Annotated in this window: 11 protein-coding genes; 1 reads left to right on the forward strand and 10 read right to left on the reverse strand. The window is 61.0% G+C overall.

The genetic code is table 11. The features are described 5' to 3' along the window. Nucleotides 1–9: 9 nt before the first annotated feature. The 10 genes from sucD to sdhC form a co-directional block, all read right to left on the reverse strand. A complete protein-coding gene (gene sucD / locus G9X64_RS13705; protein ID WP_065281498.1) occupies nt 10–912 on the reverse strand; it encodes a succinate--CoA ligase subunit alpha in 903 nt (300 codons plus the stop codon). A 19-nt stretch (nt 913–931) separates the two neighbouring features. After that, nucleotides 932–2,125: an ADP-forming succinate--CoA ligase subunit beta gene (gene sucC, locus G9X64_RS13710; protein WP_168314797.1), complete on the reverse strand. Its 1,194-nt coding sequence runs from the start codon at nt 2,123–2,125 to the stop codon at nt 932–934. 36 nt (nt 2,126–2,161) lie between these two features. Further along, on the reverse strand, nt 2,162–3,124 hold the full coding sequence (gene mdh, locus G9X64_RS13715; RefSeq protein ID WP_003543522.1) for a malate dehydrogenase: 963 nt from the start codon (nt 3,122–3,124) through the stop codon (nt 2,162–2,164). Between the two features lie 176 nt (nt 3,125–3,300). Next, nucleotides 3,301–4,464 (reverse strand): cell division protein ZapE, encoded by a 1,164-nt coding sequence (gene zapE, locus G9X64_RS13720; RefSeq protein ID WP_171376709.1) that lies wholly within the window; start codon nt 4,462–4,464, stop codon nt 3,301–3,303. Nucleotides 4,465–4,511: 47 nt separating this feature from the next. Continuing rightward, nucleotides 4,512–5,027: a protease inhibitor Inh/omp19 family protein gene (locus G9X64_RS13725; protein WP_168310264.1), complete on the reverse strand. Its 516-nt coding sequence runs from the start codon at nt 5,025–5,027 to the stop codon at nt 4,512–4,514. A 57-nt stretch (nt 5,028–5,084) separates the two neighbouring features. Continuing rightward, nucleotides 5,085–5,405 carry a hypothetical protein gene (locus G9X64_RS36200; protein ID WP_246270950.1) on the reverse strand — a complete coding sequence of 107 codons (321 nt, stop codon included), beginning with the start codon at nt 5,403–5,405 and terminating at the stop codon, nt 5,085–5,087. Further along, complete coding sequence (locus G9X64_RS13730) at nt 5,402–6,181, reverse strand: succinate dehydrogenase iron-sulfur subunit (protein WP_088677571.1); 780 nt, start codon at nt 6,179–6,181, stop codon at nt 5,402–5,404. The genes G9X64_RS36200 and G9X64_RS13730 overlap by 4 nt, the downstream gene beginning before the upstream one ends. 18 nt (nt 6,182–6,199) lie before the next feature. Further along, nucleotides 6,200–8,041, reverse strand: a complete 1,842-nt coding sequence (gene sdhA, locus G9X64_RS13735; RefSeq protein WP_168310263.1) for a succinate dehydrogenase flavoprotein subunit — start codon at nt 8,039–8,041, stop codon at nt 6,200–6,202. A 6-nt stretch (nt 8,042–8,047) separates the two neighbouring features. Continuing rightward, nucleotides 8,048–8,428 (reverse strand): succinate dehydrogenase, hydrophobic membrane anchor protein, encoded by a 381-nt coding sequence (sdhD, locus tag G9X64_RS13740; RefSeq protein WP_018448193.1) that lies wholly within the window; start codon nt 8,426–8,428, stop codon nt 8,048–8,050. Nucleotides 8,429–8,438: 10 nt separating this feature from the next. Then, the gene (gene sdhC / locus G9X64_RS13745; protein ID WP_138331774.1) at nt 8,439–8,834 is read right to left on the reverse strand and encodes a succinate dehydrogenase, cytochrome b556 subunit; all 396 of its coding nucleotides are present in this window, start codon (nt 8,832–8,834) and stop codon (nt 8,439–8,441) included. 315 nt (nt 8,835–9,149) lie between these two features. On the opposite strand from sdhC, the gene G9X64_RS13750 reads away from it, so the two are divergent. After that, nucleotides 9,150–9,638, forward strand: a complete 489-nt coding sequence (locus G9X64_RS13750) for a hypothetical protein (protein ID WP_168314802.1) — start codon at nt 9,150–9,152, stop codon at nt 9,636–9,638. Nucleotides 9,639–9,798 lie beyond the last annotated feature (160 nt).

Genomic DNA, 9,798 nt, shown 5'->3' on the forward strand with positions numbered 1-9,798 from the left:
ATAGGTGGCTTAGCCCTTGAGGACTTCAACCAGCGTCTTGCCGAGGCGGGCCGGAGAGGGCGATACCTTGATGCCTGCCGATTCCATCGCCGCGATCTTCGATTCCGCATCGCCCTTGCCGCCGGAAACCACAGCGCCGGCATGGCCCATGGTGCGGCCCTTCGGCGCCGTACGACCGGCAATGAAGCCGGCCATCGGCTTCTTGCGGCCCTTCTTGGCTTCGTCCTTGAGGAACTGCGCTGCGTCTTCTTCAGCCGCACCACCGATTTCGCCGATCATGATGATCGACTGGGTGGCTTCATCGGCCAGGAACATTTCCAGGACGTCGATGAACTCGGTGCCCTTGACTGGGTCGCCGCCGATGCCGACGGCCGTCGTCTGGCCGAGACCTTCATTGGAGGTCTGGAACACGGCTTCATAGGTCAGCGTCCCCGAGCGGGAAACGATACCGACCGAACCCTTGCGGAAGATCGAACCCGGCATGATGCCGATCTTGCACTCTTCCGGCGTCATGATACCCGGGCAGTTCGGACCGAGCAGGCGCGACTTGGAGCGGTCGAGACGAGCCTTGACCCGCACCATGTCCATGACCGGTATGCCTTCGGTGATGCAGGTGATGAACGGGATCTCGGCGTCGATCGCTTCGATGATCGCATCAGCGGCTCCTGCCGGCGGAACGTAGATGACCGTCGCGTTGGCGCCGGTCTTTTCCTTGCCCTCGGCAACGGTTGCAAAGATCGGCAGGCTTTCGCCCTTTGCGCCGGTCCAGGTTTCGCCACCCTTCTTCGGATGGATACCGCCGACCATCTGCGTGCCGTAGTAAGCAAGCGCCTGTTCGGTGTGGAACGTGCCGGTCTTGCCGGTCAGCCCCTGAACGAGGACCTTGGTGTCTTTATTGACGAGAATAGACATTCTTTCAGATCCCTCAAAATTAGCCGTTGATCGCCGCGACGATCTTCTTGGCCGCATCGTCCAAGTCGTCAGCCGCCGTGATCGCCAGACCCGACTCGTTCAGGATCTTCTTGCCGAGCTCGACATTGGTGCCCTCAAGGCGCACGACGAGCGGAACCTTGAGGCCGACTTCCTTGACCGCGGCAATCACGCCCTCGGCAATGACGTCGCACTTCATGATGCCGCCGAAGATGTTGACGAGGATGCCTTCGACCTTGGGGTCTGCGGTGATGATCTTGAAAGCTGCAGCAACCTTCTCCTTGCCGGCGCCGCCGCCGACGTCGCAGAAGTTAGCCGGCTCCTTGCCGTAGAGCTTGATGATGTCCATGGTCGCCATGGCAAGGCCTGCACCATTGACCATGCAGCCGATGTTGCCGTCGAGCGCGACATAGGCGAGATCCCACTTCGAGGCCTCGATCTCCTTGGCGTCTTCTTCGGTCTCGTCGCGCAGCGCTTTGACGTCGTCGTGACGGAAGAGCGCATTGCCATCGAAAGACATCTTTGCATCGAGGACGCGCAGGTGGCCGTCCTTCATGACGATCAGCGGGTTGATCTCCAGCAGAGCCATGTCCTTCTCGCCGAAGGCCTTGTAGAGCATCGGGAAAAGCGTCTTGGCGTCTTCGGCGGCAGCACCCTCGAGCTGAAAAGCCTTGGAGATCGCAGCAACGTCGGCAGCCGTCACGCCGGCTTCCGGATCGATGGCGATCGTCTGGATCTTCTCAGGCGTGTCGTGGGCGACAGCTTCGATGTCCATGCCGCCTTCGGTGGAGACCACGAAAGCCACGCGACCGACCGAGCGGTCGACCAGCAGCGAGCAATAGAGCTCGCGAGCGATGTCGGCGCCGTCTTCGATGTAAAGGCGGTTGACCTGCTTGCCGGCTTCGCCGGTCTGCGCCGTCACCAGCGTGTTGCCCAGCATTTCCTTGGCATGGGCGACGACTTCGTCGATCGACTTGGCGAGACGCACGCCGCCCTTGGCATCAGGGCCGAGCTCCTTGAACTTGCCCTTGCCGCGGCCGCCGGCATGGATCTGGCTCTTGACCACGTAAAGCGGACCGGGAAGCGACTTGGCGGCAGCCTCGGCTTCTTCAACCTTGAGAATAGCCACACCTTCGGCAACCGGCGCGCCATAGCCCTTCAGCAGAGCCTTGGCCTGATATTCATGAATGTTCATGGGTGTATCCCTGTTTCGATTACTTCAGCCCAGCGACTACTTGAGGGCAGGCGCGATGTTGATGCAGGCTTCGCAGAGACCGGCGACGGCGCCGACGGACTTGTCGAAGGCTTCCTTCTCGGTCTTGTTGAGATCGATCTCGATGATGCGCTCGACGCCGCCGGCGCCGATGACGGTGGGAACGCCGACATACATGTCCTTGACGCCGTACTGACCGGAGAGATGGGCCGCGCAGGGCAGGACGCGCTTCTTGTCCTTGAGGTAGGATTCGGCCATCTCGATCGCCGAGGCGGCCGGCGCGTAATAGGCCGAGCCGGTCTTCAGCAGGCCGACGATTTCGGCGCCGCCGTCACGGGTGCGCTGGATGATCTCTTCGAGGCGCTCTTTGGTGACCCAGCCCATGGTGACGAGATCGGTGAGCGGAATGCCGCCGACCGTCGAATAGCGGGCGAGCGGCACCATCGTGTCGCCGTGGCCGCCGAGAACGAAGGCCGTGACGTCCTGGACGGACACGTTGAATTCCTTGGCGAGGAAAAGACGGAAACGCGAGGAGTCGAGAACGCCGGCCATGCCGACGACCTTGTTGGCCGGAAGGCCGGAAAACTTCTGCAGCGCCCAGACCATGGCGTCGAGCGGATTGGTGATGCAGATCACGAAAGCGTTCGGGGCATATTTCTTGATGCCGGCGCCGACCTGCTCCATGACCTTGAGGTTGATGCCGAGAAGGTCATCGCGGCTCATGCCGGGCTTGCGGGCGACGCCCGCCGTGACGATGCAGACGTCAGCGCCTTCGATCGCGGAATAGTCGCTGGCGCCCGTCAGATTGACGTCGAAGCCTTCGACCGGCGATGACTGGGAAATATCGAGACCCTTGCCCTGGGGAATGCCGTCCGCGATGTCGAAGAGAACGATGTCGCCCAGTTCCTTCAGGCCGGCGAGGTGCGCCAGCGTGCCACCAATCATGCCAGAACCAATGAGTGCGATCTTGTTACGCGCCATTTCGCTGTTTCCTTTGCGATCAAATTCGACGAACGGACGCGCAAGGCACCGCCCAATGACGCAATCGCATAGACCCAAAGCCTAAAAATGGCAATCCATTAATTTTGATGCAGCATTTTCAATCGTTTAGATACAAAAATTCTTACGTAAACGTAAGGTATTCTGTCACCAAATTGTTACTCTGCGGCGCGTTTTTCATGGTGCAGCGCAAGATATTCCGCACTGCGCATTTCGAACAGTCGCGATGCCGTGCGGTCGAATTCGAAGCCCTCGGTACCGCGGCGGTGCAGCAGCAGTTCCTCCGGCATGGCCGCCGCGGAAATGTAAAGCCGCACGGCATGATCGTAGAACGTATCGACAAGAATGATAAACCGTTTGATCTGGTTCCGCTTTTCCGGCCCGAGCAACGGAATGTGATCGAGGAAGACCGTATCGAAACGCTCGGCGATGGCCAGGAAGTCGACCGCCCCGAGCGGTTTGTCGCAAAGATCGGCGAAAGAGAAGCGCGCCATGCGGTCGACGGCGAGAGGCACATGGATGTGGCGCCCCTTCATCGGAATATCCAGCGGTTGCGCCTTGCGCCCATGCAGCGCCTGCGTCCATGACGCATCCATTGCCATGTCGTTATGCTCGTTGATCGGCACCAGATAGACCGGCTGGCTGCTCAGCTTCTCCATCCGGTAGTCGGTCGGCGAATCCAGCGTGACGACATCGACATGCTGCTTGAGCAAGTCGACGAAGGGCAGGAAGAGGCCGCGATTGAGACCATCCCGGTAGAGATTGTCGGGCTCGACGTTCGAGGTCGCGACCAGCACGCATCCGCGCGCGAAAAGCTCGGAGAACAGCCGCGACAGGATCATCGCATCGGCGATGTCGGTGACCGTGAATTCGTCGAAGCAGAGCAGTTGTGCCTCGTCGTAGAGCGCTGCGGCGACCGGCGGCATCGGATCGGCCTGCCTGGTCTCGCCGTTCTTGAGCTTCAGCCGGTGCGCCGCGATGCGATTGTGCACATCTGCCATGAATTCGTGGAAATGCGCCCGGCGTTTCTTCCTGCACGGCGCCAAGGCGAAAAACATGTCCATCAGCATGGTCTTGCCCCGCCCGACGCTGCCGTGGATATAAAGCCCCTTGATGCCGTCGGCGGATTTCTTCTTGGCGGCAAACAGCCAGCCGAGCGCGCTCGATTTTGCCGCCGGTCGCCGCTGCTTCAGCCCGGCGAGCACCCGGTCCAGGCTCTTTGCCACGTCCATCTGGGCGGAATCGACCTGGAGCGCGCCCGATGCGGTCAGCGCTTTAAGCTGTTCGCAGACGCTGAGCGCATAATCCGGCATTGGTTGCATAAGGGCATATCCGCCTGTCAGTCAACGGCGGAGACCCGCCGGAACATTTACCGGCTCAGACTGATCGACTGACCTGTGCTCGTCTGTCCCTCGAAGCGGTTGTCGGCCGTCTTGTAGACGCTGCCGAGCTGGTTGCCCGAGCGGTCCTTGAGCAGCACCTGCTTGCCGGCGACCTCCCAGGAGCCCATCGCCGTCAGTTCGCCGACGCAGCCACGCGTTCCGCCGCGCGAACCGCTGCCGAGATTGGTGAGCGTCAGGAACATGTCGCAGCTGCCGTTGACACGCCAGCTTCCGACCATCGATTCCTTGGTGATATCGAGCGCATTGGCGGCCATTGCGCCAGGCTGGGCACCCGGCATCGGCGACGCCGACGCCGGCGCGGCCGGAAACTGCGAGCTGCCGGTCGGTGGGGGAAGCTGCCCGCCCTGCACCGAGGGAACCGGCTGCGCCGTCAACGGCGCCGGGCCGGCACTGGCGTTGGAGCTGTAATCATATGCCGTACGCTGACAACCGGCTAGCGACAGAACCACCACCAGACCTGTCATCGCATATCGCAACTGCATCATCATACTCCTGAATTCGGCCTTCGCCGTAGAGAAACGGGCGTGAGACAAGTCCGATTATCGTAATTCGCTTTGGTTAATCAAGTCGGGCGGCATAAATTGCCCGTGACAACAACTAACCGAAAAACGATACAGTTCAACTGTCCCGCTGCAAAACTTCCTGCACATAGAATTTGTCAGCAAGGTGTTGCGCGCGTTCATCTCTGTCAGGATCCCTGTCGAACTCGTGCAATATCCCGGAATAGCGCTCCAGCGCACCCTGCAGAAGAATTGCACCAGCACCGATGCGTCGCACACCGAGGCAAGCCACGAGCTGATCTCGGTGACGGCTTCGAGATCGAAGCCGTCTATCCCGCCATCGGTACCGAGGCTGATCAAACCCGGCGCTCGACCATCATCTTCTTGATTTCGGCGATCGCCTTGGCCGGGTTGAGGCCCTTCGGGCAGGTCTGCGCGCAGTTCATGATCGTATGGCAGCGATAGAGGCGGAACGGATCCTCGAGATTGTCGAGGCGCTCGCCGGTCGCCTCGTCTCTGGAATCGATCAGCCAGCGATAGGCCTGCAGCAGAACGGCCGGACCGAGATAGCGGTCGCCATTCCACCAATAGCTCGGACAGGAGGTCGAGCAGCAGGCGCAGAGGATGCATTCATAGAGGCCGTCCAGCTTCTGCCGGTCCTCGTGGCTCTGCTTCCATTCCTTGGCCGGCGCCGGCGACACCGTCTTCAGCCACGGCTCGATCGAACGATGCTGGGCATAGAAGTTGGTGAGGTCCGGAACCAGATCCTTGACGACGGGCAGATGCGGCAGCGGATAGATCTTCACCGCACCCTTGATATCGTCGAGGCCCTTGGTGCAGGCGAGCGTGTTGGTGCCGTCGATATTCATCGCGCAGGACCCGCAGATGCCCTCGCGACAGGAACGGCGCAGCGTCAGCGTCGGGTCGATCTTGTTCTTGATGTAGAGCAGACCGTCGAGCACCATCGGCCCGCAATCGTCGACATCGATGTAGAAGGTATCGATCGACGGGTTCTGACCGTCATCCGGGCTCCAGCGGTAGACGCGGAACTCGCGGGTGTTCGTCGCACCCGCCGGCTTCGGCCAGACCTTGCCTTCGCGCATCTGAGAATTCTTGGGTAGAGCGAGTTCAACCATGTCCGGTTCCTCTTGAGATCAGTACACGCGAGCCTTCGGCTCGATCTTGTGGGGATCGATGCCTTCGGCGATGAGCTCGGTGTGAACCGGCCGGTAGTCGAGCTTGACGTCGCCTGCCTCGTTGACCCAGGCGAGCGTGTGTTTGCGCCAGTTGACGTCGTCGCGGCCGGCGAACGCACCCTCGGTATAATCCTCGCGTGCATGCGAACCGCGGCTCTCCTTGCGGGCCTCGGCGCCGTAGATCGTCGTGATGGCGTTGGCCATCAGGTTCTGCAGCTCCAGCGTCTCGACCAGATCCGAGTTCCAGATCATCGAACGATCGGTGACCTTGATGTCCTTCATCTCGCCCCAGATTGCCGAGATACGCCGGCAACCGGATTCCAGCGATTCCTGCGTGCGGAAGACGGCGGCGTCTTCCTGCATGGCGCGCTGCATCTTCTCGCGCAGTTCCGCCGTCGGCGTGCCGCCGCTGGCATGACGCAGACCGTCGAAGCGGTCCATGATCTTGTCGCAGGCTGCGACGTTGAGATGCGGGATCGGCGCAGCGCGGTCGATCACCTCGCCGGCGCGGATCGCAGCCGCCCGGCCGAAGACCACGAGGTCGATCAGCGAGTTGGAGCCGAGGCGGTTGGCGCCGTGCACCGAGGCACAGCCGGCTTCACCGACAGCCATCAGACCGGGGATGATCCGTTCCGGATTGGCACCGTCGGCGTTCAGCACTTCGCCCCAATAATTCGTGGGAATGCCGCCCATATTGTAGTGAACGGTCGGCAGAACCGGGATCGGCTCGCGCGTGACGTCGACGCCGGCAAAGATCTTGGCGCTCTCGGAAATCCCGGGCAGGCGTTCATGAAGAACGGCCGGATCGAGATGATCGAGATGCAGGAAGATGTGGTCCTTGTTCTTGCCGACACCGCGGCCCTCGCGGATTTCCAGTGTCATGCAGCGCGAAACGACGTCGCGCGAGGCAAGGTCCTTGGCCGAAGGGGCGTAACGCTCCATGAAGCGCTCGCCCTCGGAGTTGACGAGGTAACCGCCTTCGCCGCGGGCGCCTTCGGTAATCAGACAGCCCGAACCGTAGATGCCGGTCGGGTGAAACTGGACGAATTCCATGTCCTGCAGCGGCAGGCCGGCGCGCGCCACCATGCCGCCGCCGTCGCCGGTGCAGGTATGGGCTGATGTTGCCGAGAAATAGGCGCGGCCGTAGCCGCCGGTCGCCAGCACCACCATCTTGGCGGCGAAGCGATGGATCGTGCCGTCATCGAGGCACCAGGCGACGACGCCGATGCAGCGGCTGCCGTCTTCCGACATGATCAGGTCGAGCGCGAAATACTCGATGAAGAATTCGGCATTGTTGCGCAGCGACTGGCCGTAGAGCGTATGCAGGATGGCGTGGCCGGTACGGTCGGCAACGGCGCAGGTGCGCTGTACCGGCGGGCCTTCGCCGTAATTCTGCATGTGGCCGCCGAACGGGCGCTGATAGATCTTGCCTTCCTCGTTGCGCGAGAACGGCACGCCGTAATGCTCGAGTTCATAGACCGCCTTCGGCGCTTCCATGGTGAGATACTGCATGGCGTCGACGTCGCCGAGCCAGTCGGAACCCTTGACGGTATCGTAGAGGTGCCACTGCCAGCTATCCGGCGTCATGTTGCGCAGCGAGGCGGCGATACCGCCCTGGGCGGCGACCGTATGCGAGCGGGTCGGGAATACCTTGGTGATGCAGGCCGTGCGGAAACCCTGCTCGGCCATGCCGAGCGTGGCGCGTAAGCCCGCGCCGCCGGCGCCGACGACGATCACGTCGTAGGAGTGATCGACATACTTGTAGGCCTTGCCATTCTGGGCGGGTGAAGTCGGTGCCATGTCAGCTTATCCTACGAATGCGATTTTTAGAATAGCGAAGAGACAGAGGCCGGCAATCAGGATCGCAAAGAACGTGTTCAGCATCAGGAGAACGATCTTGCCGAACTCGCCATGCACGTAATCCTCGATGATGACCTGCATGCCGAGCTTCATGTGGATGACGCCCGAGATCACCATCAGCCCCATGACGACCGCGACGAAGGGGTTCGACAGCGCGCGAACCACATCCGCATAGGGCGCGCCGGCATAGGCGAGCATGAAGATGACGAAGAAGAGGATGAGCGGAACATTGGCGACGGCCGTCAGCCGCTGGCGCCAGAAATGGTCCGTGCCGTCCTTGGCGGAGCCGAGCCCGCGAACCTTGCCGAGGGGGGTGCGCATATCCATGAGAGGACCTTCAGAAGCGAATGAGGAAGCCGATCACCCAGACCAGCACGGTCAGACAGAGCGACCCGATGATGTTGGCGATGGCGAGCTTGGTCGAGAACTCTTTCCCGAAGCCATAGCCGAGATCCCACATGAAGTGGCGGAAGCCGCCGAGCATGTGGTGCATCAGCGCCCAAGTATAGCCGAGAAGCACGAGCTTGCCGAGAAGGCTGCCGAGCACCCAGTTGGCCCAGTCATAGGAGCCCTGGCCGCTTGCCGCCGCGATCAGCCACCAGGCAACGAGCAGCGTGCCGACGTAGAGCGCGCCACCGGTAATGCGGTGGACGATGGACATGACCATGGTGGGAATAGGCTTGTAGATTTGCAGATGCGGCGATAGGGGCCGGTTATTTGTCACGTTCGCCATCAGAACCTCGCGGCGGCTTCTCTGCGCTCCCGGATTTCGGAGCATGCTCAGTCAACCACACGAATGACAAAATTCTCTGTGTGCGTTGCATCAATTGCGACGTTTAATCACCGGGAACGCCGACGACAAGCACAATCGCTGTCTGCTTTTAATTTAATCGATTCGCGTTACCGGGAAGTTTGCAGGCTAACAAAACTGGCCCTTTCCGCTCAAATTTTGTGCCGGTTGTCCGACCTGAATGGACAAGCGCCGGCTTTTGGCGCAATCTGGCGTTAACGATTTGTTAGGGATCGGAATTCCGGAGGCCGGCCACCCATGTTTCGCAGTCTGTCCGCAGTCGCCTTGATTGCCCTGTCCGCACTTGCTGCACTTCCCGCCGAAGCCGGCGACCGCCGCCATGATCGTCGCTTTTCCGCCCACCGCCACGCTTTTCATGGCGGACTGCTTCTCGGCGAACGTGTGACCTGGCGCGATCGCGGCATCCGTTTCGACAACGCCTATCGATATCGGAACCGCAAAGAACGAATGCCGTTCCTGAAACAGTTTTCATCGCCGGCGACCAATCGCGTCGCCCGCAACAATCTCATCGTCGTCGTACCCCAGGCGCGGGGTGGTGGTGGCGACACTTATGCCGGCACGTCTTACGTCTATCAGGCCGATGGCGGAACCTATGTCGGGGGCGACAGCTATGGCTATCCCACAGCTCGGTCGGAGCTGCTAGCACCGAAAGCAAAGGTCATCGACGTCGCCGTGCAGGACGATCCCTGCGACTATGAGGCCGATGTCTGCGTCATCCGGCCTTAGAGCATGTCGCGCAAAAGTGTGCAGCGGTTTTGCGACAACGACATGCGTGAGAACAAAGACCTAAAGCGCGAGGAGCGAATTTGAAAGATTGCGACGCGCCTTAGGAGCCGTGGACTCTTGGGATTCCCAAAGCTGAGCAAATCAGATTCAAGACTGTCTT

The organism is Rhizobium sophorae (genome assembly GCF_013087515.1).
GTDB lineage: Bacteria > Pseudomonadota > Alphaproteobacteria > Rhizobiales > Rhizobiaceae > Rhizobium > Rhizobium sophorae.

Bases quoted from the DNA above. Each gene is read 5' to 3' on its own strand.
- mdh (WP_003543522.1), bottom strand. From the start codon at position 3,124: ATGGCGCGTAACAAGATCGCACTCATTGGTTCTGGCATGATTGGTGGC.
- sdhD (WP_018448193.1), bottom strand. From the start codon at position 8,428: ATGGATATGCGCACCCCCCTCGGCAAGGTTCGCGGGCTCGGCTCCGCC.
- G9X64_RS13750 (WP_168314802.1), top strand. From the start codon at position 9,150: ATGTTTCGCAGTCTGTCCGCAGTCGCCTTGATTGCCCTGTCCGCACTT.
- G9X64_RS13730 (WP_088677571.1), bottom strand. From the start codon at position 6,181: ATGGTTGAACTCGCTCTACCCAAGAATTCTCAGATGCGCGAAGGCAAG.
- G9X64_RS13725 (WP_168310264.1), bottom strand. From the start codon at position 5,027: ATGCAGTTGCGATATGCGATGACAGGTCTGGTGGTGGTTCTGTCGCTA.
- sucC (WP_168314797.1), bottom strand. From the start codon at position 2,125: ATGAACATTCATGAATATCAGGCCAAGGCTCTGCTGAAGGGCTATGGC.
- sdhA (WP_168310263.1), bottom strand. From the start codon at position 8,041: ATGGCACCGACTTCACCCGCCCAGAATGGCAAGGCCTACAAGTATGTC.
- sucD (WP_065281498.1), bottom strand. From the start codon at position 912: ATGTCTATTCTCGTCAATAAAGACACCAAGGTCCTCGTTCAGGGGCTG.
- sdhC (WP_138331774.1), bottom strand. From the start codon at position 8,834: ATGGCGAACGTGACAAATAACCGGCCCCTATCGCCGCATCTGCAAATC.
- zapE (WP_171376709.1), bottom strand. From the start codon at position 4,464: ATGCAACCAATGCCGGATTATGCGCTCAGCGTCTGCGAACAGCTTAAA.